Genomic DNA, 26,670 nt, shown 5'->3' with positions numbered 1-26,670 from the left:
GAATGGTCCTCAGTCGAGCGATTGGAGACCGCACATGCCCCTGTACTATGGCTTCTACGGCATCGATTTGGGCTACTACCTCGTCGCGCTCGTCGCGCTCGTCATCGGCGGCATCGCGCAGGCCTACATCAGGAGCACCTATGCCAAGTGGTCGAAGGTGCCCGCCAACATCCTTGGGACGGGGGCGGACGTCGCGCGCCGCATGCTCGCCGACGGCGGCGCCGGCGAGGTGGGGATCACGCGCGTCGCGGGCTCGCTGACCGACCACTACGACCCGCGCGACAACCGGCTGCACCTCTCCGACGACAACTACCGCGGCGCCTCGGTGGCCTCGGTCGCCGTGGCGTGCCACGAGGCGGGCCACGCCATCCAGGCCGCCCAGGGCTTCGGGCTCTATCGCCTGCGCTCCGCCCTCGTTCCGGCGGTCAACATCGCCCAGCAGGGATGGGTCATCGTCCTCGTGCTCGGGGTGATGCTCAACGCCCTCAACCTCGTGCAGCTCGCCATCTTGCTCTTCGCCGTCTCCGTCGTGTTCCAGCTCGTCACGCTGCCCGTGGAGATCGACGCCTCGCGTCGCGCGGTCGCCTATCTCTCGCAGAACGGCGGCGGGCTCGACGAGGAGGGCGCGCGCAAGGTCCTCACGGCCGCCGCGCTCACGTACGTGGCCGCGGCGCTCACCTCCATCATGCAGCTGCTCTACCTTCTCGGCCGCTACGGCGGAAGGGGGGAGGAGTGATGTCGGACGAGGCGCGCGCCTCCTCGGCGCCCATCTCGGTGTCTGACGCCGTCGCCCTGGCCAAGGGCGCCGTCTCCGCCTGGCCGACCCTCGTCGTCTCGGGGGAGGTCTCGGGCTTTCGGGGCCCCAACGCCCGCTCGGGGCACTGCTACTTCGAGGTGAAGGACGACGGCGCCGCCATGAGCGTCATCGTGTGGCGCGGCACCGCGGCAAAGATGGGCTTTCAGCTGCGCGACGGGCTTACCGTCCAGCTCACGGGCAAGTTCGACGTCTACAAGGCCTCCGGCAAGCTCTCCTTCGTCGCGAGCAGGGTCGAGGCGGCGGGCGAGGGGCTGCTCCGCCAGCAGGTGGCCGAGCTCGCGCGTCGCCTCGAGCGCGAGGGGCTCATGGCCCAGGAGCGCAAGCGCCATGTCCCGGTGTTCTGCTCGCGCGTCTGCGTGGTCACGTCCCTCTCGGGGAGCGTCATCGAGGACGTCAAGCGTACGCTCGCGCGACGCAACCCCCTCGTGGAGATCGACGTCGTGGGGTGCTCGGTCCAGGGCTCCGAGGCGCCGGCGACCATCGTCCGCGCGCTCGCGACGGCTGCCTCCGCCCGCCCCGACGCCATCCTGCTCGTGCGCGGGGGCGGCTCGTTCGAGGACCTCATGTGCTTCAACGACGAGTCGGTCGCGCGTGCCGTCGCGGCATGCCCGGTCCCCGTGGTGACGGGCATCGGGCACGAGCCGGACACCACGATCGCCGACATGGTGGCCGACCGTCGCGCCTCGACGCCGACGGCCGCCGCCGAGTCCGTCGCCCCGGCCATCGACGAGGTCGAGCGCCAGATGCTCCAGCGCCAGGTGCGCCTCGGCCGGGCGATGTCGGCCGCGCTCGAGTTCCGCGCGCAGCGCGTGGACGCGCTCGCGCGCCTCATGTCGGGCTCGATGGACGCCGGGCTCTCCCGCCGGCGCATGGCGGTGGAGGCGCTGGGCGCTCGGCGCTGCCTCACCGACCCGCTCTCCCCGGTGCGCGACCGGGAGGCGGACCTCATGCAGACCGAGCAGCGGCTCCACGACGCCATCCCGCGCGCCCTCGCGCGCGACCGCGAGGCGACCGAGCGCGCCGCGGCGCGCCTTCTCGAGCTCGCCCCGCGCCTGCTCCGCCCTGCGGAGTCGACGCTCGCGCGGCTCGCCGCCTCGCTCGACGCGCTCTCGCCGCTCTCCGTCCTCGCCCGCGGCTACGCCATCGCGCGCGACGGCGCGGGGCACGTGGTGAAGGACGCCGCCGCGCTCTCGTGCGGCGACGACGTGCGCGTTCTTCTCGGCACGGGCTCCTTCGATGCGACGGTCACCGCAGTAAACGACTAGCTGGCTATCCTCCCGGAAAGGTGTGAGATCATGGCTGATGCAACCTATCGCCCCATCGACGAGATGACGTTCAAGGAGGCCTCCGTCGAGCTCGAGCAGATCGTGCGCGCGCTCGAGTCCGGCGACCTCGAGCTCGAGGAGTCGCTCGAGCGCTACGGCCGCGGCGTGGAGCTCCTGAGGAGCCTGCGCGAGCGGCTCTCAGGCGCGGAGCAGAAGGTGCGCGTCCTTCTCGACGCCACCGACGAGAACGCCCCGGTGACCGACACCTCGTCGGCTCCGAGCACGGCGTATATTAACGAGTAGCTCACGCGAACCGATGGGAGGCACCATGTCCGACTGCATCTTCTGCAAGATTGCCAACGGGGAGATCCCGAGCGAGTTCCTCTACGAGGACGAGCGCGTCGTCGCGTTCAGGGACCTCAACCCGCAGGCCCCCGTCCACGTGCTCGTTGTCCCCAAGGCGCATCACGAGAACTTCGTCGACGACGTCCCCGCGGAGACGCTCGCCTCGATGGAGCGGGCCGTCAAGGCGGTCGCCGAGAGGACCGGCATCGCCGAGTCGGGCTTCCGCTGCATCATGAACACGGGATCCGCGGCCGGCCAGACCGTGATGCACCTTCACATGCACGTCCTCGGCGGCAAGCCCCTCGGCGAGGGCCTGATTCCCGCGTGATTTTGTTCCGCGGAGCGCCCTGCGCGTCGCCGCAGGGGCGTATCATGGGGGTGTTACTCGTCAGCAAGAGGGTGGGGGAGTCCCCGCGAGAGGAGAGTCATGAACGTCCTTGTCATCAACGCCGGCAGCTCGTCGCTCAAGTACCAGCTTCTTGACGTCGACACGCGCGAGGTATACGCGAAGGGCAACTGCGAGCGCATCGGCATCGACGGCTCGTTCGTCGGCCACGAGGAGATGGGCGGCGAGAAGCAGAAGCTCGAGGTCGCGCTTCCCGACCACAAGACGGCCATCAAGTACGTCTTCGACATCCTCAAGACCGTGGACAAGCCCATCGGCGGCATCGGCCATCGCGTGGTCCAGGGAGGGTGGTACTTCCCCGAGTCCGCCGTCGTGACTGACGAGACGCTCGCCCAGGTCCGCGAGGTCGCCCCGCTCGCCCCGCTTCACAACTACGCGGAGGCCGACGTCATCGAGATCTGCCGTGACATGTTCCCCGAGCTCGGCAACGTCATCGTCCCGGACACCGCGTTCCACTATCACATGCCCGAGCGCGCCTGGCGCTACGCCCTGCCGCGTGACGTGGTGGACAAGTACCACGTGCGCAAGTACGGCGCCCACGGCACGAGCCACCGCTTCATCTGGCGCACCGTCCACGAGCTCATGGGCGACAAGACCCACAAGCTCGTGAGCTGCCACCTCGGCTCCGGAGCGTCCCTCTGCGCCATCGAGGACGGCCAGTGCATGGACACCACCATGGGCCTCACCCCGCTCGACGGCCTCATCATGGGCACCCGCACCGGCACCGTCGACCCCGCAACGGTCTTCTACCTCAACCGCGTCGGCGGTTACTCGATCGACGAGATCGACACCATGATGAACAAGCAGTCCGGCCTCCTTGCCGTCTCCGGCGTCTCCTCCGACTCCCGCGACATCGAGGACGGCGCGGCCAAGGGCGACGCGAACTGCCAGATGGCGCTCGACATGTTCTACTACCGCACCGCCCAGCTCTTCGCCGAGATGGCTGCCTCCATGGAGGGCGTCGACACCATGGCCTTCACCGCCGGCATCGGCGAGAACGCGCCCGAGATGCGCGCCGGCGTGGCGAACCGCCTCGCCTGGATGGGCGTCAAGATCGACGACGAGAAGAACGCGATTCGCTCCGACGAGCCTCGCGTGATCTCCACGCCCGACTCCGCTATCACCGTCATGGTGGTTCCCACCAACGAGGAGTACATGATCGCCCTCGACGTCGAGGAGCTGCTGGGCTAGTCGCGCACGGCGTGCCCCAGAACGCGTCACGAAGGGCCCGGCCGCTTGGTCGGGCCCTTCTTCTGTCTGGGCGGCGGGGCTTAGGCGGCGGAGCCTGGCGGCGTTGGGATGACCGCCGAGCATGCCCCTGCGCACGAAAGCGGAAGCGACAGGCCCAATTCCGTGCGTCACGGCATGCTCGGCGGGACCGTGCTCCACGGCATGCTCAGGCGCTGCGGGCTTGTCTCCCGCTGGCGGTCTCGTGGCTGCCGAGCATGCCCCAGCGCACGCCCGTCGCGGAAACAGGTTAGCGTTGCATTTCAGGGCGTGGCGTGGTGTCTGAAATCCTAGTCCGAAGGGTACAATTTGAAATTATGAACGGCCTACGTCCCGAAAGGAATACACCATGGCCCTCAATCACCTGATGATGAGCCGCCGCCAGGCACTCGGCCTCGGCGCCGCGGCGCTTGCCACCCTTGGTCTCGCTGCCTGCGACTCGGGGGAGGCCCCCGCCCCGTCCGGCGGCTCCGCCGACGAGCAGGCGGAGGAGGCGAAGCTCGACGCCGAGGCGTACGACGCGCTGCTCGCTGAGGGCGCCGTCGCCACCGACGAGGACATCGCCGCCTCCGAGTGGGCGACGAAGGTCCGCGACGCCGGCACCCTGCGCGTCGGCGGCGTCCAGACGTCGCTGCTCTTCTCGTCCCTGAACGAGCAGGACGGCAAGACGCGCGGCTTCGACGCCGGCCTGTCCCAGCTGCTCACGCGCTACATCCTCGGTGACGAGTCCAAGCAGGAGATCACCCAGGTCACCTCCGACACCCGCGAGTCGGTCCTCCAGAACGACCAGGTCGACGTCGTCTTTGCCACCTACTCCATCACCGACGCCCGCAAGGAGATCATCTCCTTCGCAGGCCCCTACTACAGCACCCAGCAGTCCATCCTCGTGATGGCGGACAACGACGACATCAACTCCGTCGAGGACCTCGCGGGCAAGAACGTCGCGGCCCAGTCCGGCTCCACGGGCCCGAGCATCCTGGAGGAGTACGCGCCCGAGGCCAACGTCCAGGAGTTCAAGACCGACGAGGAGGCCCGCACGGCGCTCTCCCAGGGTCGCGTCGACGCCTACGTGATCGACACGGCGATGCAGATGGGCTCGATGACGCGCAACCCCGGCCGCTACCGTCTCGCCGGCGACCCCTTCGGCCCCGTCGACCCGTACGGAATCGGCCTTCCGCTCGACTCCGACGGCGTCGAGTTCGTAAACGCCTGGCTCAGGCAGGTCGAGGATGACGGGGTGTGGGAGCAGCTCTGGCAGATCTGCATCGGCGACCGCGCCGGGATTGAGTCGGCCCCGGAGCCGCCCGCCATCGGTGCGTAGCGTTGCGAGGGGAGCGTCCCTTCGTGTCTTCGGGGAGGTGTGATGGGACTCGCTGAGCTTCTTGGGACATACGGCCAGAACTATCTGGACGGGCTGCTCGCGACGTGGTCGATGACGGCGGTCTCGTTCGTCTTCGTCATGGCGCTCGCCGTGCTCGTGACGGTCGCGCGGGTGAGCCCCGTCGCGCCGCTGCGCGGGCTCGGCGAGCTCTACGTCCAGGTGTTCCGCAATATCCCCGGCGTGGCGCTGCTCATCCTCATCGCCTACGCCCTGCCTCAGCTGCGCGTGGTCCTCGACTGGCGGACCTGCGTCATCGTGACCGTGGTGCTGCTCGGGTCGGCCTTCGGCTCGGAGAACTTCATGAGCGGCATCAACACGATCGGCGTCGGCCAGATCGAGGCCGCGCGCTCCGTCGGGCTCACGTTCATGCAGATCCTGCGTCACATCGTGATCCCGCAGGCGCTGCGGACCACGGTGCTGCCCATGACGAACCTCCTCATTGCCGTCATGCTCACGACCGCGCTCGGCTCCCAGGTGCCGCTCTCCCCCCAGGAGCTCACCGGCGTGGTCTCCTACGTCAACACGCGCGCGACGGGCGGCATCCTCGCCTTCCTGATCTCGGCGCTCGGCTACGTGCTCACGGCGTTCGCGATCTCGTTCGTGGGCAACCGCATCGACAAGAGGGTGAGGATACTCCGATGAGCACGCGCACCAAGACCGCTCCGAGCGTGCGCGCCGCGCTCTACGAGGCGCCCGGCCCGCGCGCCAGGCGCCGCATCGCGATCGGCACCGCGGTCTCCGCCGTCCTTCTCGCCCTGCTCGCCGCGCTCGTGGTCCGCCAGTTCTACGTGACGGGGCAGCTCGCGCCGCGCTACTGGTCGTTCCTGCTCGAGTGGCCAACGTGGCGCTTCCTGCTTCAGGGCTTCGTGGGCACCGTCGAGGTCGCGCTCACGGCGGGCGCAATCGCGCTCGTGCTGGGCCTCGCGCTCATGCTCGGACGCACCAGCGGCATCGCCCCGCTCGCGGCCCTCTGCCGCGTGGTCACGGACTTCTTCCGCGGCGTGCCGAGCCTGCTTCTGATCTACTTCTTCTTCCTCGTGGTCCCGCAGTACGGCATTCAGATGCCCTCCTTCTGGATGCTCACGCTCCCGGTGGCGCTCGCCGCCTCGGGCGTGCTCGCCGAGGTCTTTCGCGCGGGCGTGAACGCCGTTTCCAAGGGCCAGGTCGAGGCCGCCCTCTCGATCGGGCTCAGCCCGGCCAAGACCATGCGGAGAATCGTGCTTCCCCAGGCGGTCCGCTATGTCATTCCCTCGCTCATCGCCCAGCTCGTCGTCGTGGTCAAGGACACGACGGTGGCCTACGTGGTGAGCTACCCCGACCTCATGCAGAACGCGCGCGTGCTCATCACCAACTACGACGCGCTGCTCTCCATGTACCTGGTCGTCGCCGTCATCTACGTCCTCATCAACTTCGCCATCAACAAGGCATCCGTGTACGTTGCCCGCCGCACGGGCGTCAAGATCATTCGCTAGGAACGGACAAGCATCATGAGCCAAGACAGCGCTGCCGAGAAGAACGTGCCGGTGATAGAGCTTCGCCATGTGGACAAGCACTACGGCGACCTCCATGTCCTGCGCGACGTGAGCCTGACCGTGGCCCGGGGCGAGGTGCTCGTCGTGATCGGGCCCTCCGGCTCCGGCAAGTCGACCCTGTGCCGCACCATCAACCGGCTCGAGACGATCGACTCCGGCGAGATCCTCATCGAGGGCGAGCCGCTCCCGCAGGAGGGGCGCGAGCTCGCGCGCATGCGCGCGGAGCTCGGCATGGTCTTCCAGCAGTTCAACCTCTTCGCCCACATGACGATCCTCGACAACGTGACGCTCGGCCCGCGCGAGGTCCTGGGGCAGGGCAAGGAGGAGGCCGAGAAGCACGCGATGGAGCTCCTCGAGCGCGTGGGCGTCGGCGAGCAAGCCCACAAGGTCCCCGCGCAGCTCTCGGGCGGCCAGCAGCAGCGCGCGGCCATCGCGCGCTCGCTCGCGATGCGCCCCAAGGCGATGATGTTCGACGAGCCCACGAGCGCGCTCGACCCCGAGATGATCAACGAGGTCCTCGACGTCATGGTCGAGCTCGCGCGCGGCGGCATGACGATGGTCGTGGTGACGCACGAGATGAGCTTCGCCCGTCGCGTCGCCGACCGCGTGGTCTTCATGGCGGACGGCCAGATCGTCGAGGAGGGCTCGCCCGACGAGTTCTTCGACCATCCCACGACCCAGCGCGCCCGCGACTTCCTCGACTCGATCAGGGGGCACTAGCATGGCGAGAAGACCGGTCGTGCTCGTGGCGCCCCGGTGGGTCCCCGAGTCCGTCGCGGGGTCGGAGCGCATCGCCCCCCAGGAGGCCATCGCCGACTGCTTCGTCGACGCCATCCTCGCCGCCGGGGGCCTCCCGCTCGTCATGTCGCTCACGGACGACGAGGCGGTCATCGACTCGTATCTCGAGATCGCCGACGGCGTCGCCGTGCCCGGCGGCCCCGACGTCAGCCCGCGGCGGTGGGGGAGCGACATGGACTACGACCCGGCCCTGCTCTGCGAGCAGCGTGACGCGTTCGAGTTCCCGCTCGTCCGGCGCGCCCTCGCGGCGGACCTGCCGCTGCTCACGACCTGCCGGGGCACGCAGCTCCTGAACGTCGCGCTCGGCGGGACGCTCTGCATGGACGTGCCGAGCCTCGGGGCGCCCGACGGCATGGCCCAGTGGCGCCATGCCGGTATCCTGAACGGCGTCTGCCACCCCGTCGACGTTGAGGAGGGCTCGCTGCTGTCGCGCGCCCTCGGCGGCGTCACGCACGCGCAGGTCAACTCCGCCCACCACTGCTGCGTCGAGCGGCTGGGCGAGGGCGTCAGGCTCGTGGCGCGCGCGACCGACGGCGTCCCCGAGGGAATCGAGGTCCCGGGCAGGCGCTTCTGCGTGGGCGTGCAGTGGCATCCCGAGTACACCTGGCGGTCCCTGTCGACGGACTTCTCGCTCTGGCGCTCGTTCGTGGAGGCCTGCCGCGTCGCCTAAAAGGGGACAGGCCCCTTTTAGGCGACGCGGCAGGTGATTTGCATGGTTGCTAAAAAGGGGTCTGGCCCCTTTTAGGCGACGAAATGGTAGGCGATTCGCGGGGTGCCGTCGTCGCAGATTATGGTGCCGCGCCGCACGAAGCCGCACCGCTCGAGGGCGCGCTGCATGGGGACGTTGTCCTCGTGGGTGTCCGCGCGGACGTTGTCGTGGCGCGCGCAGAGCCACGAGAGCATGTGCGAGCCGAGGCCTCGCCCCTGCTCGGCGCAGGCGAGCCGATGCATGACCCGGTAGGGCTCGTCGTTTAGCCAGGGCTCGCCGTCAATCGCGGCGTAGGTGCGGTCGGGCCCGGGGAGCACGCTCATGCAGGCGACGGCCCCCCTGCCCTCGTCGAGCACCCAGAGCCAGCCGCCCGCGAGGTCGCGCTCGGCGTGCGCGCGGGAGGGGTAGCCCCCGACCCACTGAGTCAGGTTTCCCGTCGAGCGCATGAAGGCGCGCGCGGCGTCGTAGATGCCCATCACCGCGTCGAGGTCCCCCTCGGTCGCCCGTCGAATGGCTCCCGTCACTAGAATGGCCTCATGGAGAAGGTCTTCTCGCACGACTGCCCGGGCTCGAGCGTGATGGTGCCGCGCTTCTCCTCGAAGACGTCGGACTCATCGTAGGCCGTCGCGCAGCCGACCCAGGGCTCGATGGCGACGAACGGCGCCTCGGCGGAGGAGGTCCACACGCCGAGGTAGTCGAAGCCGTCGAAGGAGACCTCAACGCCGTGCCCGGAGGGGCCGACGAGCCTCACGCCACGCCCGGGGACCTCGACGAAGACCAGGGTCAGGAGCCTCGCGATGAGGTCGTGGGAGAGGCGCAGGCGATCGGAGTCGCGGAAGAGCTCGTGCGTCTTGGAGAAGTCGTGCAGGCCGGCGGCGTCGATCGTGGGGACCTCGGCGGTCCATGCCTCGTGGAACACGAGCTCGTAGTCGGAGAAGGACTCGCCCTCGCATCCGGGGGCTGGGACGTTGAAGGCGGGGTGGCCTCCCAGCGTGAAGGGCAGGGGCGCGTCTCCGGTGTTGGTGACCGCGAAGGTCTGGGAGAGCGTCCCGTCCTCGACGGCATAGGTCATGTTGAGGCGGAAGTCGAAGGGATAGGCCGCGCGCGTCTCGTCGGTGGAGGCGAGCTCGTAGGTCACGCTCGACGGGGTCTGGGCGACGACGGCGTGGTCGTAGAGTCGCGCGATGCCGTGGCGCTGGAGGCGGACCTCGCCCTGGGCGCTCGTCGCGCGGTTGTCGCGCAGGCAGCCGACGATGGGGAAGAGCACGGGGGCGCGGCGCGGCCAGAACCGCTCGTCGCCCTGCCAGAGGTACTCTCCCGCGTCCGTGCGCAGGCTCATGAGCTGGGCCCCTGTCGCGTCGACGCTCGCGGTGACGTGGCCGTCAGAGATGGTGGTGATGGCGCCCATGTTCTTCTCCCTTCGTTCCCTATCTCTCAAAACCTTATCCATTCCTGACTGAATTGTTGCGCGAATCTTGCCGAATGGGGCGGTTGGCGCCGCTAGCGGGGCGATGTGGCATAATAGCACCTGCTGAATCCATCCGCGTTCCGGGCGGATGGCCGCGACGTTGCGTCAAAGGGGGCGGTCGGGGGACCGCTTTTTTCCAAGGAGGTACGCATGATCATCGAGGAGCTTCTGCGATACGGCATCGCGCACACGGAGGAGAAGACCGTCATTGACGCGTCTCCCGCCGTCCTCATCGAGACCGCGGTCGAGCGCGGCGAGGGCGAGCTCACGGGAACCGGCTCGCTCTCCGTCATCACCGGCCAGTACACGGGCCGCTCGCCCAAGGACCGCTTCATCGTCGACACGCCCGACGTGCACGACAAGATCGCGTGGGGCAGCGTCAACGTGCCCTTCTCCGTCGAGAACTACAACAAGATCAAGGCCGAGGTCATCGGCCACCTCTCCGAGCGCCGCCTCTTCGTGGTGCACGGCCTCGCCGGCGCCGACCGCCGCTACTCCCGCAAGATCTGCGCCATCTGCGAGCTCGCGAGCCAGGCCCTCTTCGTGCACCAGATGCTCGTGCGTCCCACGCAGAGCGAGCTGCGCGACTTCGGCGAGGCAGACTTCGTCGTGATGGCCGCCCCCACGCTCAAGCTCGACCCCGAGGTCTACGGCACCCACTCCGAGGCCGCGGTCCTCATCAACTTCCAGGAGCGCATGATCCTCGTCGTGGGCACCCAGTACTCCGGCGAGATCAAGAAGTCGATCTTCTCGGTCATGAACTACCTGCTGCCTGTCGAGGACAACGTGCTCACCATGCACTGCTCCTGCAACATGAACCCGCGCTCCCACGGCACCACGGTCTTCTTCGGCCTCTCCGGCACCGGTAAGACCACGCTCTCCGCGGCCGACGACCGCCTGCTCATCGGCGACGACGAGCACGGCTGGGCCGAGGACAAGGTGTTCAACATCGAGGGCGGCTGCTACGCCAAGACCATCGACATCACGCCCGAGACCGAGCCGCAGATCTGGAACGCCATCCGCTTCGGCTCCATGTGCGAGAACGTGGTCATCGACCCCGACACCCGCGAGGCCGACTACTTCGACACCTCCCTCACCGAGAACGGCCGCGTGGCCTACCCGGTCGAGTTCGTCCCCGGCGCCGTCAAGAAGGGCCGCGCCAAGCGTACCCCCGACGTCGTGATCTTCCTCACCGCCGACGCCTTCGGCGTGCTGCCCCCGATCGCCAAGCTCGACCGCAACGCGGCCATGTACCACTTCATGACCGGCTTCACCTCCAAGGTCGCCGGCACCGAGCGCGGCATCAAGGAGCCCCAGCCCACGTTCTCCTCGCTCTTCGGCGAGCCGTTCATGCCGCTTGACCCCAACGTCTACGCCCAGATGCTCGGCGAGAAGATCGACAAGGGCGGCGTGCGCGTCTACCTCATCAACACCGGCTGGACCGGCGGCCCCTACGGCACCGGCTCGCGCATGAAGCTCGCCTACACCCGCAAGATGGTCGAGGCCGCCCAGTCCGGCATCATCGACGACTGCGAGTTCGTCCATGACGAGCGCTTCAACCTCGACGTGCCCACCACCTGCCCGGGCGTGCCCTCGGAGCTCCTCAACGCCCGAAACACCTGGGAGGACCGCGCGGCCTACGACGAGATGGCCGAGAAGCTCGCCCAGATGTTCGTCGACAACGCCGAGAAGCGCCTCACCACGATGGCGCCCGAGGTCCGCGCCGCCGGCCCCAAGCCCATCATGGGGAAGTAGCACCCCTTCGATGCGCGACGGTCCTGCTCGGGACCGAGATGGCGCCGCCCGTCCCGTCCGGGGTGGGCGGCGCCTTTTTCGTCGTGCTGAGACAGGCGTTGGCATGAAAGGGGCCCGGAGGCATCAGCCGCCGGGCCCCGCGTTCTTCTCGCCTGTTCTTCTCGCCGTGCGTCCCGAGCGCTACTCGGCCATCTGCGCCTGGACGGCGGTGATGGCGACGACGCCCACGATGTCATCGGCGGAGCAGCCGCGGGACAGGTCGTTTACCGGCTTGGCGATGCCCTGCAGGATGGGGCCGTAGGCGTCCGCCTGGCCGAAGCGCTGCACGAGCTTGTAGCCGATGTTGCCGGTCTCGAGGTTGGGGAAGACGAGCACGTTGGCGTGGCCGGCCACGGTGCTCTCGGGGGCCTTGAGCTGCGCCACGGAGGGCACGATGGCGGCGTCGAGCTGCAGGTCGCCGTCAACGGCGAGCTCGGGCGCCTTCTCCTTGGCGAAGGCCGTGGCCTCCTGCACCTTCTTGGCGGTGTCGCCGCCGGCCGACCCCATCGTGGAGTAGGAGAGCATGGCCACCTTGGGCTCGACGTCGCCCATGAAGGTCTTGAAGGAGTTCGCGGAGGCGATGGCGATCTCGGAGAGCTCGTCGGAGGTCGGGTCGATGTTGAGGCCGCAGTCGGCGAAGACGAGCGTGCCGTCGGCGCCGAACTCGGGGGTCTTGGTGCACATGACCATGAAGGCGGAGACGAGCTTGGTGCCCGGGGCCGTCTTCAGGATCTGCAGGGCCGGGCGCAGCGTGTTGGCGGTGGAGTGGCAGGCGCCGGAGACCAGGCCGTCGGCGTCGCCCATCTTGACCATCATGGTGCCGTAGTAGGTGGCGTCCATCATCTGCGCGCGGGCCTGCTCGATGGTCACGCCCTTCTTGGCGCGCAGCTCGGCGAACTTCTGGGCGTAGGCCTCGTGCTTGGGGGCGGTGGGGCTCTTCGGGTCGATGACGGTCACGCCCTCGACGTCGATCGTCGCGGGGTCGCCAAGGATGACGAGGTCGGCGAGGCCCTCCTCGACGACCTTGCGGGCCGCCTCGAGGGTGCGCGGGTCCTCGCCCTCGGGCAGGACGATGGTCTTCTTGTCCGCCTTGGCGGCGGTCTTCATCCGTGCGAGAAAGTCGCTCATGTTCTTCCCTTCGATAGCCGCGAAACGCTCACATTCTAGCGCGCTCGCCCCTCGAATGTGTGAGAATCGGCGGGGAGGGGGCGGGCACGAGACCATTATAGGGACGAGGTGCTAGAATCTATCGCACGATTGGGTGAGCGGAGCGCGCTCGCCCCGCCGCAGCGGCGGCACGCGAGTATCTGACGGCTGAGAGGACGTGTATGGGTATCGAAAACGGTCTGCCCGCTGGTTTCAATCCGGACAGCTATGACGCCATCGTCGTCGGCGCGGGATACGCCGGCGCCGTGTGTGCGCGCCGCCTTGCGGAGTCCTGCGGCTTCAAGGTCGCCATCCTCGAGCGTCGCGACCACATCGCCGGCAACGCGTACGACTACTACGACGAGGCGGGCGTCCTCGTGCACAAGTACGGCCCGCACATCTACCACACCATGAGCGAGCGCGTGAACCAGTTCCTCTCGCGCTTCACCGAGTGGACCGACTACCAGCACAAGGTGCTCGCCAACATCCACGGCACGCTCATGCCGGTGCCCTTCAACCACCGCTCCCTCAAGCTCGCCTTCGGCGAGGAGAAGGGCGAGCGGCTCTACCAGAAGCTCGTTGCGACCTTCGGCGAGAACAAGAAGGTCCCCATCATGGAGCTTCGCGAGAAGAACGACCCCGAGCTCGTCGAGGTCGCTGACTACGTCTTCGAGAACGTCTTCCTCTACTACACGATGAAGCAGTGGGGCCAGACGCCCGACCAGATCGACCCGTCCATCACCGGGCGCGTCCCCGTCTTCGTGGGCGACGACGACCGCTACTTCCCGGGCGCCCCCTTCCAGGGCATGCCGGCGGAGGGCTACACCGCGCTCTTCGAGCACATGCTCGAGCATGACCTCATCTCGGTCTTCCTCGGCGTCGACGCCCGCGACATCCTCAAGGTGTCCGACATGAGCGTCTCCGTGTGCGACAAGCCCTATGGCGGCGAGGTCATCTACACCGGCCCGCTCGACGAGCTCTTTGACCTCGACCTCGGAGCGCTGCCGTACCGCACGCTCGACATGGTCTTCGAGACGCTCGACCAGGACCAGTTCCAGCCCGTCGGCACCGTCAACTACACCACGAGCGAGGACTTCACCCGCATCACGGAGTTCAAGAACATGACCGGCCAGGTCCTGCCCGGCAAGACCACCATCATGAAGGAGTACTCCAAGGCGTACACGCCCGGCTCGGGGGAGACCCCCTACTACGCCATCCTCGAGGACGCCAACCGCGAGCTCTATCGCCGCTATCGCGAGCGCGTCGCCGGCGTGGTGAACTTCCACTGCGTGGGCAGGCTCGCCGAGTACCGCTACTACGACATGGACGGCGTCGTCGCGTCGGCGCTCGAGCTCTCCGACGAGCTGGTATCCCAGCACAGCTAGCGCGGACCGCGGGCCCCTCGGGGCCCGCTCCCGTGAGGTACCTGCGGCGGGCCGGAAGGGCCCGCCTCCCATGACCCGAAGGGCCCCGATGAACAAGACCATCACCTTTGGCATCCCCTGCTACAACTCGGCCGCGTACATGGACCACTGCATCGAGTCGATCCTCGAGGGCACGGGGTATGCCGAGGACGTCCAGATCGTCATCGTCGATGACGGCTCGACCAAGGACGAGACCCCCGCGAAGGCGGACGAGTGGGCGGCGCGCCACCCCTCCCTCATCAAGGCGGTGCACCAGGAGAACGGCGGCCACGGCGTCGCCGTGATGAAGGCCGTCGCCAACGCCGACGGCGTCTACTTCAAGAACATCGACTCCGACGACTGGGTGGACGGCGAGGCCGTCATGGCCCTGCTCAAGCAGCTCCGCCGCTTCATCAGCCTCGGCGACCACGTCGACCTCGTGATCACCAACTACGTCTACGAGCATGTCGAGGACGACACGCAGAACGTCGTCGACTACCATCACGTGCTGCCGCGCGGGAAGGTCTTCACCTGGAACGACATGGGCCACTTCATGATGTGGCAGTACCTGCTCATGCACGCGCTCACCTATCGCGTGGACACCCTGCGCGAGGCCAGCCTCCAGATGCCGCCGCACACCTTCTACGTGGACAACATCTACGCCTACGTGCCGTTCCCCAAGTGCCGCAGCATCTACTACCTCGACGCCGACGTCTACCGCTACTTCATCGGACGCGAGGACCAGTCCGTGAACGACAAGGTCCTCACGAGCCGCGTGGACCACTACTGGCGCGTCGCCCGCATCATGATGCATGCCTATCATGTCTACGACGACATCTCCTCGGCAAAGCTCCGCAGCTACATGATGAACTACTTCACGATCATCATGGCCATCTGCTCCGTCTTCTCCAAGAAGAGCGACCGCGAGGACGCCATGGACGAGCTTCAGTCGCTCTGGGACGAGCTCAGGGCCTACGACAAGCGCATGTACCGCCGCGCGCGCCACGGCATCGTGGGCATGGCGACGAACCTCCCCGGCACCGTGGGACGCTCGCTCACGCTCGCCGGATACAAGGCCGCCCAGAAGCTGGTTAAGTTCAACTAGCGTTTTGTCTGGTGGGGGAGCGCCCCGTCCTTCTCGGCAGCTTTGCCGCGCCCGTGCGGGTCCGCTGGCGAGAAGGACGGGGCGCTCCTTGCGTGTCCCGCTCGCGGCGCCGGGGGCTGCTGGGTCGGCGTCGCCCTCCCGAAGCGCGCCGGCGCTGCTTCCCGGCCCGTCTACCGGCGGCGCCTGGGCAGTGCACACAGTTCCGGATGTGCGTACAGTCTGGTGCTCAGCTCCGCTTCTGAGTACGCCGGGGCCCGCGACCGGCACGTAGTTTCGGATGTGCGTGCCGTCAGACTTTGGGGCCGTACTCAGTTCCAGTGCTGCGTGCCGGCCCGTGCTCAGTTCCTCATGTGAGTGTGTCGTGGCTCGCGGCCGGTGCTCAGTTCCGGATTTGCGTCCAAGTACGTATGCAGTTCCGCATCTGAGTACGCCGGGGCCTGCGAACGATGCTCCGATGCGGATATGAACGCGTCTCGGTCTGTGATTGGCGCTCAGAAGCGGAACTGAGTGCGTCCGAGCTCCGCGGCCGGTACGCAGTTGCAGATGTGAGTATCGGACGGCACTCACTTCCGGAACTGCGTATGGACCGATGCGCAAATCCGGAAGCGTGTACGCCGCGAGGCGGCAATCGGCACTCAGCTGCGCATCTGCGTACAGCGACGGGCCTGTCAGAGATCGTGCGTGTACGCAGATGCGGAACTGCGCGCCGGTCGGCACTCAGATGCAGAAGTGCGCGCAGCAGGCGGGGAGGGGCGCCCAGCTACAGGTCGGATGCGGCGGGATAGCCGTATGCCGTCGCCGCCTGGCGCGCCCCGTCGGCGATGGCGCGTCCGAGCGCGCGCGTGGCGAGCGAGCCCACCACGTCCACGGGAGCCTCCACCGCCCCCGTGGCCATGACGAAGACGGTGTCGCCGTCGTTGGTGGTGTGGGTGGGGGAGATGGCGTGGGCGTAGGCGTCTGCCGCCATCTGGGCCACCTTGGTGGCCTGTGCCTTGGTGAGGCGGGCGTTGGTGACCACGCAGGAGATGGTGGTGTTGGTCCGCTCGAGTGGCATGCTCGCCGAGCCGCCGAGAAGGACGTCGAGGGTCCTCGCGAGCCCGCCCGTCGCGTCGCGCATCCCGGCGATCGCCTCACCCGTGTCGGGGTCTCGCACGTCGCCGCACGCGTTGACGGCGGAGACCGCGCCGCAGACAAGCTCGCCAGCGCGCTCGACGTCCTCCCCGAGGCCTCCCTTCATGGCGCGCTCGGGTCCGGCGAGCTTTCCGACGGTGCATCCCGTTCCCGCCCCGACGTTGCCGCGCGCGAGCGGCGCGTCAAGGTCGTCGAGCGCGCGGGCGCACGCGGCGCGCCCGTCATCTGCCGTGGGCCGCACGCTCGGGTCCCCGCAGGCGAGGTCGAACAGGCAGGCCCCTGACACGATGGGAACGCGCGCCACGCCCACGTCGAGCCCGATTCCGCGGCGCTCGAGCTCGTCTGCGACGCCGCATGCCGCCGCGAGCCCGAACGCGCTTCCCCCGGAGAGCACGACGGAATGAAGCACGTCGACGGTCTCCTCGGGGCGCAGGAGGTCCGTCTCGCGCGTCGCGGGCGCCCCGCCGCGCACGTCGACGCCCCCCGTGGCGCCGCTCGGGCAGATGATGACGGTGCACCCGGTTCCCGCCGCCCCGTTGGTTGCGTGGGCGGCGAAGACGCCTGGGATTTGCGTGACGCTCGCGATCTGTGCGCTGCTAGGCATGGGCCCCTCCCATCCTGATGGATTCCGCGACGGTGTCCGCGTCGCCTGATATGAGTCTGCCGAGCTCGCGCACCAGGCGTGCGACGGGCAGGCCGACGACGTTGGGGTAGTCACCGTCGACCCTTCTCACGAGCATTCGTCCCGCCCCCTGGATGCCGTAGGCACCCGCCTTGTCGAGTGGCTCCCCCGTGGCGACATAGGCCGCGACCTCAGCCTCGGTGAGCTCCCAGAACGTGACGTCCGTGGTCTCGACGAAGCGGGTCTCGGCGATGCGCTCTCCGCCCGGGGCGAGCCTCATCGCGCAGACGCCCGTGGAGACGTGGTGCGTGCGGCCGGAGAGCTCGTGCAGCATAGCCGTCGCGTCAGAGGCGTCAGAGGGCTTCCCCAGCGCCTCGTCTCCCATCCACACAATGGTGTCGGCGGCGACGAGCAGGTCGTCTCGGACGCCTGCGCCCAAGCTCGCCCGAACCGCCTCGGCCTTCTCCGCGGCAAGCCTGCCCACCAGCTCGACGGGGGTCTCGCCCGGAATGCGAGACTCATCGATTTGCGCCGGGATGATGGTGAGCTCAAAGCCCGCGTCCTGCAGCAGCTCGCGGCGGCGGGGCGATTGCGAGGCGAGTATCACGCACGACCTCCTGTCCGTGTCACGTTACGCGTCCCATTGTAGGGCCGCCCTCGCGTTTGCACGAGCAAACTCCGCGCGCTCGGGCGCATTTCCCCGGTTGGGCTCCGGGGGACGCCATGTTCTCCTCCGCGTTTGCACGAGCAAACGCGAGAGGGCCTGAGCGGATGGCGGGATGGATGGGGCGTCAAACAAAAAGCGGGGGCCCGAAGGCCCCCGCGGGCAGTGCCTGGCGCAGCTGCCTACTCCACGACGATGGCGGAGACGGGGCAGTTGTCAGCAGCCTCCTGGGCGGCGTCCTCGGCGTCCTCGGGGACGTCCTCCTCGATGGCGACGGCGACGCCGTCGTCGGAGATGGAGAAGACGTCGGGGCAGGTGCCCTCGCAGAGCCCGCAGCCGATGCAATCCTCGTTGACCGTAGCCTTCATGTTGATTCCTCTCTCTAGCCTGGGCCTGGGCCCCTCGCCCAGGTTCACTCTGTTTTTACACGTTTCGCGCCGCGCGCGCAACTGTTTGTCGTCTGTTGGCAGAAATGACGGCCAACGGTCATGAGCTGCGCTTTATTCCTACCAGAGAGGTGGTGTTAAGCCGCCCCTCGCCATGTCGCCAGCCCAGGGTTCCCTACGCGCGCTCGAGCAGGGTTACGGTCTCCACATGGTAGGTCTGCGGGAAGAGGTCAACCGGCGTCACGCGAACGGGTGCGAAGGTCCCGGCCTGCTCGAAGCGGGCGAGGTCGCGCGCGAGCGTCGCGGGGTCGCAGGAGACGTAGGCTATGGCTCGCGCCGGCTGCTCGGAGAGGCGGCGCACCACGTCCGCGGAGAGGCCCGCGCGGGGCGGGTCGACGACGATCACGTCGGCGTCCGTGTCCGGGAACTCGCGGCCGGCGTCGCCGCCGATGGGGTCCACGTTGTCGAGGCCCGCGGTCTCGAGGTTGCGACGAAGGTCGCGCACCGCCGGCCCGTATGACTCCACTGCGCTGACGAACCCCGCCCTCCTTGCGAGCGGCAGCGTGAAGGTGCCGGCGCCGCAGTAGAGGTCCATGGCCTCCTCGTCATCCCTCGGGTCGAGGGCGGCCATGACGAGCTCGACGAGCCGCTCGGCACCGCGCGTGTTCACTTGGAAGAATGACGGGGCGGAGACGCGCATGCGCTCGTCGCCGACGAGCTCCCCCCAGGAGCCCGCGCCGGAGAGGCACTCAACGCCCGCGATGCGGCGCGCCTTGGCGGGGCCCTTCTGCATGACGCGCACCACCGAGGTGGGCCTGAGGGCGTCCTCGAGCACCTTTGCCGCCTGGGCGCGAGGGAAGGCCCCCGGACGGTCCCAGAGGGCGACCTCGACGTCGCGCGTGCGCCGCGAGACGCGGATGCCCACGCGCTCGAGGTCGAGGCCGTGGCTGTTGGAGAGGTAGGAGAGCGCCCCGGCGACGGACTTGACGGCGCCGGCATGCGCCTTGTCGAGCAGCATGCAGCCCTTGACGCGCACGATTCCCTCGCCGCCCGCGGCGTGCATGCCGAGCGCGACGCGGCCGCGATCGCGGGAGACGGCGAGCTCGACCTTGTTGCGATACCCCCAGGGATCGCCTGCGGACTCGAGCGGCGCAACGAGCGCCTCGGCGCGCCCGTCGCCCATGCGCCCCACGCGCGAGAGCGCGTCGACGACGCCGGCGCGCTTGGCGGCGACCTGCGCGTCGCGCGAGAGGGCCGCCCACGGGCAGCCGCCGCAGGCGCTCGCATACGGGCACGCGGGCCTGACGCGGTCGGGGGAGGCCTCCAGGACCTCGGTGGCGCGGGCATGGGCCCAGCGGTCCTCCTCGCGGTCCACGACGGCGCGGACCCGGTCGCCCGCGACGGCCCCGGAGACGAAGACGGCCCGGCCGTCGCCGTCGTGGGCGACGGCGTCCGGGCCATAGGTCATGCGCTCGCAGGCGAGCTCAAGCTCCTCGCTCACTCGTCACCTCCGCCAAAGAGGGTGCCGAAGGCCTGGCCGAAGAGCGACAGGGCACGCCCGACGCGCCCCCTGCGCCGCGCCGGGGCGGGGCGCAGGGGGCGCGTCGGGCGCCCCCCCCCGCCCTCCGGCCCGGCCCCCTGCACCCTCCTCGGCGGTGGTGCCGTGTGAGGCACGGGCTTCGGCGCCCCTCCGAGCGCCGGGCACCGTGCCCCGGCGCCGTCGCGCCCGCCGCCTGCCGCCGGGCGGCGGTGGGCTCCGGCGCGGGAGCGGGCTGCGCGACGGGGGTCGCCTCGGCGGCGGGCCGCTCGACCGGCCCCTCGTCGGGCGCGGCGTCCTCGACGGGCGTGAGCGCCGGAGCGGCCTCGGGCTCGGGCTCGAAGCGGTCGGCCTTCGCGGCGGCCGCGCGCTCCTCGACGGCCGCCCTGGCGCGCTCGTAGGCCTCCCTGAGGAGGACCTCCTGGCTGACGACGCGCGGGTCGTCGGGGCTGGACTCGACGCGCGCCCAGGTCCCGTCGGCCGTGAGCTGGCGCGCCTTGACGTTGTCCGCGAGCTGGAGCTCGATAAAGTGGCGGACGATCTCGGAGCAGGCGGGGTCGCGCACGGGATAGGCGATCTCAACGCGGCGCTCGGTGTTTCTCGTCATCATGTCGGCGCTCGAGAGGTAGATCGTGTCCGAGTACTCGCCGAAGGCGTAGATGCGCGCGTGCTCGAGGAAGCGCCCGGCGATCTGGCGCACCACGAGGCCGTCCGTCTTGCCGGGGACGCCCGCCTTGATGCAGCAGATGCCGCGCACGATCATGACGACCTTGACGCCCGCCTCGCAGGCCTCGGAGATCTTGTCGATGACGTCGCGGTCCGTGAGCGAGTTCATCTTGAAGAAGACGCGCGCCGGGGCGCCCTCGCGGGCGCGGGCGATCTCGCGGTCGAGCCCGCGCATGACGAGAGGCTTCAGGCCGACCGGCGCGACGCCGAGCTGGCGATAGGTGCCGCGGAGGTTGCCGAGGGAGAGGTTGCGGAAGAACGTGTTGCCGTCCGCCCCGATGCCCTCGTCGGCGGTGAGCAGCATGAAGTCGGAGTAGAGCGTCGCGGTCTTCTCGTTGAAGTTGCCGGTGCCGAGGCACGTGATGCGGCGGATGCCGTCACGGTCGTGGTAGGTGATCTGGCAGATCTTGGAGTGGCACTTGAAGCCCTCGGAGCCGTAGATGACCGTGCAGCCGGCGTCCTCGAGGCGCTCCGCCCAGGCGATGTTGTTGGCCTCGTCGAAGCGGGCGCGCAGCTCCATGAGGACGGTGACGTCCTTGCCCGCCTCGGCGGCGCTGATGAGGCTCTCGCAGAGGTGCGAGCTCTTGGCCACGCGATAGAGCGTGATCTTGATGGAGATGCACGCGTCGTCGGAGGAGGCCTCGCGCACGAGGCGCAGGAGCGGCGTCATGGACTCGTAGGGATACGTCAGCAGGACGTCGTGGTCCTCCACCTGCCCGCGCATCGGGCGAGAGAGGTCGACCATGGGGGATATCTGCGGCTCGAAGGAGCGGTAGACGCAGGCGGTGTGCACGTGGTCGGGGATGTGGGACTCGAGCCCGTAGACGTAGCCGAGGTCGATGGGGCGCTCCAGGTGGAAGATCCGGCGCGGCTCGAGGGAGAGCTCGCCTGCGACGAGGTCCTCGAGCTTCTTGCCGAGCTTGCCGCGAATCTCCAGGCGGACGGGCTGGAGGCGCTGGCGGAGCTTGAGGACCTTCTTCATGTGCTGGCGGTAGTCCTCCTCCTCCTCAACGCCCTCGCCGTCGGGGTCGATGTCGGCGTTGCGCGTGACGCGCAGCACCGCGGAGCGCTTGGGGACGTAGTCGCCGAAGCACTGGTCGAGCGAGGTCTCGAGGACGTCCTCGAGCAGGGTGTAGCGCCAGGTCTTGGGCCCGGAGGGCAGCGCGACGACGCGCGCCTCGGTGCGCGGCACCTCGATGATGCCGAGAAGGCCCGTCTCGTCGGCGCCGTCGAGCGAGCAGGCGACGAAGAGGCGGCCGTTGCGCAGGTTGGGGAAGGGGTGGCGCGGGTCGACGATGAGCGGGGAGATGATCGGCGCGAGGCGGCGCTCGAAGTGGCGACGCACGGCGGAGCGGTCCTCGTCGGTGTACTCGGAGGGGGAGACGCGCACGAGGCCCTTCTCGGCGAGGAGCGACTCGACCTCCGCGAGGCCGCGCTCGTGACGCTCCACGAGGGCGGGCAGGGCCTCGAAGATGCTGTCGAGCTGCTCGGCCGGGGTCTGGTTGGACTTGTTGTCGCGCGGCTGGTTCTTAAGCGAGGCGAGGTCGGAGAGGCCGCCCACGCGGATCATGAACCACTCGTCGAGGTTGGACTCGACGATCTCGCAGAACTTGAGGCGCTCGAAGACGGGGACGTCGGGGTCATAGGCCTCGTCGAGGATGCGGTCGTCGAAGCGCAGCCAGCTGATCTCGCGGTTCTGGGTGTAGGAGAAGTCGCGCTTGCCGTCCTTGTCCCTGCCGGCGGCCTTCCCGGCGTACTTCTCGGCGGCCTTCTCGAGCTCCTTCTCGCGGTGTGCCGTCTTGGTGCCCTTCTTGGCATCCTGGTCTGCGGCGTCTTTCGTCTTGTCCTTGCTCATCGCGAACCTTTCAACGGCGTTGTGGTGTGAGCCTACCTCACGGCTATTCTCACATAGTACCGCTTGCGCGCCGCCGCGCCGCCCCTGCGACCGTTAAGGTTGTGCAAAGCGGCACGCTCTACCGCGCCCGCCGGCGAGCGGCAGGGAATACAATGCACTTCTCAGCAAACCCGCGACGGGCCGCGCCCGGAAGGAGAAGAACATGTCCGTGAGCCTCTCTGGGCGGAGCTTCCTCAAGCTCCTCGACTTCACCCCTGACGAGATTCGTTACCTGCTCGACCTCTCCGCCGACCTCAAGGCGAAGAAGCGCGCCCATGAGCCGCACCGCTACCTCGAGGGCAGAAACGTCGCCCTCGTCTTCGAGAAGACCTCCACGCGCACGCGCTGCGCCTTCGAGGTGGGCGCGGCGGACCTCGGCATGCACGCCGTCTACCTCGACCCCTCCGCGAGCCAGATCGGGAAGAAGGAGTCCATCGCCGACACCGCGCGCGTGCTCGGCCGCATGTTCGACGGCATCGAGTACCGCGGCTTCGGGCAGGAGCGCGTGGAGGAGCTCGCCGCGTACGCGGGCGTGCCCGTCTGGAACGGGCTCACCACGGAGTTCCACCCCACGCAGATGCTCGCCGACGTGCTCACGATGGAGGAGGAGTTCGGGCGGGGCGGCATGGCCGGCCGCAAGGTGACCTTCATGGGCGACGCGGGCAACAACGTGGGCAACTCCCTCATGGTGGTGTGCGCCAAGCTGGGGATCGACTTCTGCGCGTGCGGCCCCGCCGAGCAGATGCCCGCTGCCGAGCTTGTCGAGGCGTGCCGCGAGGTTGCGGCGGGGACCGGCTCCACGATCACCCTCACCGCCGACGTTGACGAGGGCGCGCGCGGCGCGAGCGTCATCTACACCGACATCTGGGTCTCCATGGGGGAGTCGGCCGACCTCTGGGGCGAGCGCATACGCCTGCTCTCGCCGTACCAGGTGAACGACGAGCTCATGTCCAGGGCCGCAGACGACGCGATCTTCATGCACTGCCTGCCGAGCTTCCACGACCGCAAGACCACCATCGGCGAGGAGGTCTACCAGAAGTTCGGCCTGGCCGAGCTCGAGGTCACCGACGAGGTCTTCGAGGGGGCGCGCTCTCGCGTCTTCGAGGAGGCCGAGAACCGCCTGCACTCGATCAAGGCCGTCATGCTGGCCACGCTGCAGTAGCTCGGGCGCCTGACAAAGGTGACAGGGCAAACTGTCATGTAATTAGGGGCGGGCTATTCGGCCCGCCCCTTTCATGACAGTTTGCCCTGTCACCTTTGTTAGGAGAGCGTCGCGCTAGTACACCATGCCCATGACCTCGCGGACCTCGTCGAGGGTCGCGGCGGCGATCTCGCGGGCGCGGCGGTTGCCCTCGTGGAGGACGTCCGCCACGTAGCCCATGTCCTTCTCGATCTCTGCCCTGCGCTCGCGGATGGGGGCGAAGTAGCCGTTGACGGCCTCGGTCACCACGCGCTTGAGCTGGCCCGCGCCGCCCATGCCGATCTCCTCTGCGATCTCCCTCGGGTCGCGGCCGGTGCAGATGCCGGCCGTGGTGAGCAGGCCGGAGATCTCGGGGCGCCCCTCGGGGTCGAAGGTGATCATGCGCTCGGAGTCGCTCTTGGACTTCTTGATGAGCCTGGCGGTCTCCTCGGCGGTCATGGAGATGGAGATCGCGTTGCCGTAGGACTTGCTCATCTTGCGGCCGTCGAGGCCGGGCAGGAGCGGCGTGGAGGTGAGAAGGCCCGTCACGTCGGGGAAGACCTTGCCGTAGCGCTCGTTGAAGCGGCGGGCGATCTTCGAGGTGATCTCGATGTGGGGGAGCTGGTCGCGTCCCACGGGCACGATGTTGCCCTTGCAGAAGAGGATGTCGCAGGCCTGGTGGACGGGATAGGTGAGCAGAAGCCCCGTGAGCGCGTGGCCGGAGGCCTCCTGCTCGGCCTTCACGGTGGGGTTGCGCTCCATCTCGGCCTCGGTCACGAGGGAGAGGAAGGGGAGCATGAGCTGGTTGAGCTCCGGCACCGACGAGTGCGTGAAGATCATGGTCCTCGCCGGGTCGATGCCGCAGGCCAGGTAGTCGATGACCATGTTGTAGACGTTGTCGCGGATGTGCTCGGTGGTGTCGCGGTCGGTGATGACCTGGTAGTCGGCGATGATGATGTTGGTGCGCACGCCCATGTCCTGAAGCCTGACGCGGTCGACGAGCGTGCCGAAGTAGTGGCCGAGGTGCAGCCGGCCCGTCGGGCGGTCGCCCGTGAGCATCGTGTAGTTCTCGGGATGGACGAGAAGGTCGGCGTGGACCTCGTCGCTCCGGCGCTTTGCCGCCTCGTAGCTTCCCTCGTTGGGCATGTCTTCCCCCTTCGTCGCGCCCTCGCGCGTTCGCGTTCACACGACCATCTATGGTACGGCAAAACGGGCCGAATTGCCCGGCGCGAGACCGGCGCGTGTGGGATTCACTGTTAGAATGGACACACTGCGACGCGAGAGGGGAGAGGCCATGGCGAGCTCATACGGGACGGACGCCGACAAGAGCTCGCTCAGGAGCAACTACCTCGTCGCCCGTCGCACCATCCCGGCTCGATCGCGCCTCGAGAGCGACGCCTCCATACGGGGCGCCCTCGAGGCGTTCCCGCTCTTCTCCGAGGCCCCTCTCGTGCTGACGTACGTCTCGCGCGATGCGGAGGTGGGGACGCGCCCCCTCATCGAGGCGCTGCTCTCGCGGGGGCGGCGCGTCGCCGTTCCGAGGGTCGACCTCGAGGCCCACGACATGACCTTCCACGAGATCGGCTCCCTCGACGAGCTCGTTCCCCGCACGATGCGCATCCTGGAGCCCGCCGCGGGCGCGCCGGTCGTGACCACGCCCGAGATGGTCGGCTCGGTGTGCCTGGTCCCGGGCCTCGTCTTCGACGGCGCCGGACACCGCGTGGGGTACGGCGGCGGCTACTATGACCGCTTCCTCGCATTCTACCCCGGCGACAAGATCGGGCTCGCGCGCACGGCGATGCTCTCCTCCAACCCGCTCCCGACGGATGGCCACGACATCCCGGTCGACTTCATCGCCACGGAGGGCGCCGTCTGGAGCTGCCGCAGCCGCTAGGGACCGTCCGCGCCCTCGCGGGCGGCGAGCAGCACGGCGGCGGCGAGCGCCCACGTCACGAGGTAGGAGAGCGTGAGGGCAAGCCCCTTTCCCGCCCTCACGCACGCTCCCCTCCGCCTCTCCGGCGGACGGCCCTCGCGGCGCGCCCGACGAGGAGGCCAACGAGCGAGATCGCCGTCCCGACGAGGAGGACGCCGGGGTCAGGGGAGTGGACGTTGCCGGTGGCGAGCGTGTTGGCGAGCGTCGTCGTGAGGTAGGGGACGAGCATGAGGCCCGCCCCGCAGGCGGGCGCCCAGAGCCACGTGGCCCTCCCATAGGGGTTGAGCAGCGCCGCGGCAACCGAGGTGCCGAGCGTCACGGATGGCATGACGAGATAGAGCCACAGGATGATGGCGCCCATGAGCCCGACGGTGTCCGCCATCCAAATGGCCAGGATGGACGCTGCCCAGGCGCACAGGTAGATGACGGGAAGAACGAGCCTTGCGCGAGCGTGTCCCATGGTGGCCTCCTCCGGCGGGCGGTCTGCTGGCTATGACGCGGGGCCGTCCCCCTCGATCCCAAGGTGCTCCGCGAGGTCGAACAGCGCCTTGCGATAGCCGTCCAGTCCGAGCCCCGTGACCGTCTCGAAGCACGCCGCGCGGATGTAGGAGACCTGGCGGAAGTCCTCGCGCTCGTCGAGCTTGGAGATGTGCACCTCGACCATGGGCAGCCCCACCGCCTTGGCGGCGTCGAGAAGGGCGATGGAGGTGTGCGTGTAGGCGCCGGGGTTGATGACGATGCCGACGTAGCTCCCGTAGGCGTCCTGGATGGCGTCGATGAGGTCCCCCTCGTGATTGGACTGGAAGCAGGTGCAGTCCGCAAAGCCGGCGTCGCGCGCGCTCGCCTGGCAGATGCCGAGAAGGGCCTGGTAGGTGTCGTGCCCGTAGATGTCCGGCTCGCGGATGCCGAGCATGTTGATGTTGGGGCCGTTGATTACGAGCACCCGCGGCCTCCTGCGCGCGGGCTCGGCGCACGCCTCGTCCCCCTCTTCCGGCGCCTCGAGAGCGTCGTCCTCCTCCGCGTCGAGGTCGGCGTCCGAGGGCTCGATCTCGCTCAGCAGGCTGACGAGCTCGTCGACGGGGGAGGGGTCGTCGCCCGCCGCGGGCGAGGCGGGCGCCACCGGGGCGCTGCTGTCTCTTATACCCCTCTGTCGCTGACGCCTAGAAGGGGGGGGGTCGTCGTGGGGGGCGGTATAATACCA

26 protein-coding genes are annotated in these 26,670 nt (G+C 68.7%); 15 read left to right on the top strand and 11 right to left on the bottom strand.

Annotation, left to right across the window (positions count from 1 at the left end; genetic code table 11):
- The first annotated feature begins 34 nt into the window (after positions 1–34).
- From BQ7391_RS08795 to BQ7391_RS08750, 10 genes are all read left to right on the top strand, one after another.
- Positions 35–736 carry a zinc metallopeptidase gene (locus BQ7391_RS08795; RefSeq protein ID WP_075280256.1) on the top strand — a complete coding sequence of 234 codons (702 nt, stop codon included), beginning with the start codon at positions 35–37 and terminating at the stop codon, positions 734–736.
- The gene (gene xseA, locus BQ7391_RS08790) at positions 736–2,082 is read left to right on the top strand and encodes an exodeoxyribonuclease VII large subunit (RefSeq protein ID WP_075280255.1); all 1,347 of its coding nucleotides are present in this window, start codon (positions 736–738) and stop codon (positions 2,080–2,082) included. Before BQ7391_RS08795 ends, xseA begins: the two co-directional genes overlap by 1 nt.
- A gap of 30 nt (positions 2,083–2,112) precedes the next feature.
- A complete protein-coding gene (xseB, locus tag BQ7391_RS08785) occupies positions 2,113–2,385 on the top strand; it encodes an exodeoxyribonuclease VII small subunit (protein ID WP_075280254.1) in 273 nt (90 codons plus the stop codon).
- Positions 2,386–2,410: 25 nt separating this feature from the next.
- Entirely contained in the window at positions 2,411–2,755 is a 345-nt protein-coding gene (locus BQ7391_RS08780; protein WP_075280253.1) for a histidine triad nucleotide-binding protein, read from the top strand.
- A 99-nt stretch (positions 2,756–2,854) separates the two neighbouring features.
- On the top strand, positions 2,855–4,024 hold the full coding sequence (locus BQ7391_RS08775; protein ID WP_075280252.1) for an acetate/propionate family kinase: 1,170 nt from the start codon (positions 2,855–2,857) through the stop codon (positions 4,022–4,024).
- A 385-nt stretch (positions 4,025–4,409) separates the two neighbouring features.
- The gene (locus tag BQ7391_RS08770) at positions 4,410–5,381 is read left to right on the top strand and encodes a glutamate ABC transporter substrate-binding protein (protein ID WP_075280251.1); all 972 of its coding nucleotides are present in this window, start codon (positions 4,410–4,412) and stop codon (positions 5,379–5,381) included.
- A gap of 42 nt (positions 5,382–5,423) precedes the next feature.
- Positions 5,424–6,083: an amino acid ABC transporter permease gene (locus BQ7391_RS08765; RefSeq protein ID WP_075280250.1), complete on the top strand. Its 660-nt coding sequence runs from the start codon at positions 5,424–5,426 to the stop codon at positions 6,081–6,083.
- The gene (locus tag BQ7391_RS08760) at positions 6,080–6,913 is read left to right on the top strand and encodes an amino acid ABC transporter permease (RefSeq protein WP_075280249.1); all 834 of its coding nucleotides are present in this window, start codon (positions 6,080–6,082) and stop codon (positions 6,911–6,913) included. The genes BQ7391_RS08765 and BQ7391_RS08760 overlap by 4 nt, the downstream gene beginning before the upstream one ends.
- Positions 6,914–6,928: 15 nt before the next feature.
- Positions 6,929–7,693 (top strand): amino acid ABC transporter ATP-binding protein, encoded by a 765-nt coding sequence (locus BQ7391_RS08755; RefSeq protein WP_075280248.1) that lies wholly within the window; start codon positions 6,929–6,931, stop codon positions 7,691–7,693.
- Between the two features lies 1 nt (position 7,694).
- Positions 7,695–8,441, top strand: a complete 747-nt coding sequence (locus BQ7391_RS08750) for a gamma-glutamyl-gamma-aminobutyrate hydrolase family protein (RefSeq protein ID WP_075280247.1) — start codon at positions 7,695–7,697, stop codon at positions 8,439–8,441.
- Positions 8,442–8,512: 71 nt separating this feature from the next.
- On the opposite strand, the gene BQ7391_RS08745 is transcribed toward BQ7391_RS08750, so the two are convergent.
- Positions 8,513–9,004: a GNAT family N-acetyltransferase gene (locus BQ7391_RS08745; protein WP_083662169.1), complete on the bottom strand. Its 492-nt coding sequence runs from the start codon at positions 9,002–9,004 to the stop codon at positions 8,513–8,515.
- Positions 9,004–9,888: an aldose 1-epimerase family protein gene (locus tag BQ7391_RS08740; RefSeq protein WP_075280246.1), complete on the bottom strand. Its 885-nt coding sequence runs from the start codon at positions 9,886–9,888 to the stop codon at positions 9,004–9,006. The genes BQ7391_RS08745 and BQ7391_RS08740 overlap by 1 nt, the downstream gene beginning before the upstream one ends.
- A gap of 210 nt (positions 9,889–10,098) precedes the next feature.
- Between BQ7391_RS08740 and pckA the strand changes: the two genes are divergently transcribed.
- Positions 10,099–11,703, top strand: a complete 1,605-nt coding sequence (pckA, locus tag BQ7391_RS08735; RefSeq protein ID WP_129583946.1) for a phosphoenolpyruvate carboxykinase (ATP) — start codon at positions 10,099–10,101, stop codon at positions 11,701–11,703.
- A 180-nt stretch (positions 11,704–11,883) separates the two neighbouring features.
- Here pckA and pta read toward each other — a convergent pair whose 3' ends face one another.
- Entirely contained in the window at positions 11,884–12,870 is a 987-nt protein-coding gene (gene pta / locus BQ7391_RS08730) for a phosphate acetyltransferase (RefSeq protein ID WP_075280245.1), read from the bottom strand.
- A gap of 200 nt (positions 12,871–13,070) precedes the next feature.
- On the opposite strand from pta, the gene glf reads away from it, so the two are divergent.
- Both glf and BQ7391_RS08720 read left to right on the top strand, forming a co-directional pair.
- Positions 13,071–14,273, top strand: coding sequence for a UDP-galactopyranose mutase (gene glf / locus BQ7391_RS08725; protein ID WP_075280244.1), 1,203 nt, complete (start codon positions 13,071–13,073; stop codon positions 14,271–14,273).
- An 88-nt stretch (positions 14,274–14,361) separates the two neighbouring features.
- Positions 14,362–15,396, top strand: coding sequence for a glycosyltransferase family 2 protein (locus tag BQ7391_RS08720; RefSeq protein ID WP_075280243.1), 1,035 nt, complete (start codon positions 14,362–14,364; stop codon positions 15,394–15,396).
- Between the two features lie 760 nt (positions 15,397–16,156).
- Here BQ7391_RS08720 and BQ7391_RS08715 read toward each other — a convergent pair.
- The 5 genes from BQ7391_RS08715 to ppk1 form a co-directional block, all read right to left on the bottom strand.
- The gene (locus BQ7391_RS08715) at positions 16,157–17,131 is read right to left on the bottom strand and encodes a P1 family peptidase (RefSeq protein ID WP_075280242.1); all 975 of its coding nucleotides are present in this window, start codon (positions 17,129–17,131) and stop codon (positions 16,157–16,159) included.
- On the bottom strand, positions 17,124–17,756 hold the full coding sequence (locus BQ7391_RS08710) for a Maf family protein (RefSeq protein ID WP_075280241.1): 633 nt from the start codon (positions 17,754–17,756) through the stop codon (positions 17,124–17,126). Before BQ7391_RS08710 ends, BQ7391_RS08715 begins: the two co-directional genes overlap by 8 nt.
- A 239-nt stretch (positions 17,757–17,995) precedes the next feature.
- Positions 17,996–18,181, bottom strand: coding sequence for a ferredoxin (locus tag BQ7391_RS08705; protein ID WP_075280240.1), 186 nt, complete (start codon positions 18,179–18,181; stop codon positions 17,996–17,998).
- Between the two features lie 193 nt (positions 18,182–18,374).
- Positions 18,375–19,667 (bottom strand): 23S rRNA (uracil(1939)-C(5))-methyltransferase RlmD, encoded by a 1,293-nt coding sequence (gene rlmD, locus BQ7391_RS08700; RefSeq protein ID WP_075280949.1) that lies wholly within the window; start codon positions 19,665–19,667, stop codon positions 18,375–18,377.
- 16 nt (positions 19,668–19,683) lie between these two features.
- Positions 19,684–22,317 (bottom strand): polyphosphate kinase 1, encoded by a 2,634-nt coding sequence (ppk1, locus tag BQ7391_RS08695; protein ID WP_075280239.1) that lies wholly within the window; start codon positions 22,315–22,317, stop codon positions 19,684–19,686.
- Positions 22,318–22,519: 202 nt separating this feature from the next.
- Here ppk1 and argF point away from each other — a divergent pair, with 202 nt between their 5' ends.
- On the top strand, positions 22,520–23,518 hold the full coding sequence (gene argF / locus BQ7391_RS08690) for an ornithine carbamoyltransferase (protein ID WP_075280238.1): 999 nt from the start codon (positions 22,520–22,522) through the stop codon (positions 23,516–23,518).
- A gap of 114 nt (positions 23,519–23,632) precedes the next feature.
- On the opposite strand, the gene trpS is transcribed toward argF, so the two are convergent.
- Positions 23,633–24,682: a tryptophan--tRNA ligase gene (gene trpS / locus BQ7391_RS08685; protein WP_075280237.1), complete on the bottom strand. Its 1,050-nt coding sequence runs from the start codon at positions 24,680–24,682 to the stop codon at positions 23,633–23,635.
- A 148-nt stretch (positions 24,683–24,830) separates the two neighbouring features.
- Between trpS and BQ7391_RS08680 the strand changes: the two genes are divergently transcribed.
- Entirely contained in the window at positions 24,831–25,430 is a 600-nt protein-coding gene (locus BQ7391_RS08680; protein WP_075280236.1) for a 5-formyltetrahydrofolate cyclo-ligase, read from the top strand.
- A 97-nt stretch (positions 25,431–25,527) separates the two neighbouring features.
- Here BQ7391_RS08680 and BQ7391_RS08675 read toward each other — a convergent pair whose 3' ends face one another.
- The gene (locus BQ7391_RS08675; protein ID WP_075280235.1) at positions 25,528–25,929 is read right to left on the bottom strand and encodes a hypothetical protein; all 402 of its coding nucleotides are present in this window, start codon (positions 25,927–25,929) and stop codon (positions 25,528–25,530) included.
- Between the two features lie 30 nt (positions 25,930–25,959).
- The gene (locus BQ7391_RS12195; RefSeq protein WP_235858653.1) at positions 25,960–26,589 is read right to left on the bottom strand and encodes a type II 3-dehydroquinate dehydratase; all 630 of its coding nucleotides are present in this window, start codon (positions 26,587–26,589) and stop codon (positions 25,960–25,962) included.
- Between the last annotated feature and the right edge of the window lie 81 nt (positions 26,590–26,670).

Source organism: Thermophilibacter provencensis, from assembly GCF_900128445.1.
Classification (GTDB): Bacteria; Actinomycetota; Coriobacteriia; order Coriobacteriales; family Atopobiaceae; genus Thermophilibacter; species Thermophilibacter provencensis.
The sequence above is the reverse complement of the archived record's forward strand: the minus strand, read 5'-3'. Positions and strand labels throughout refer to the sequence as shown.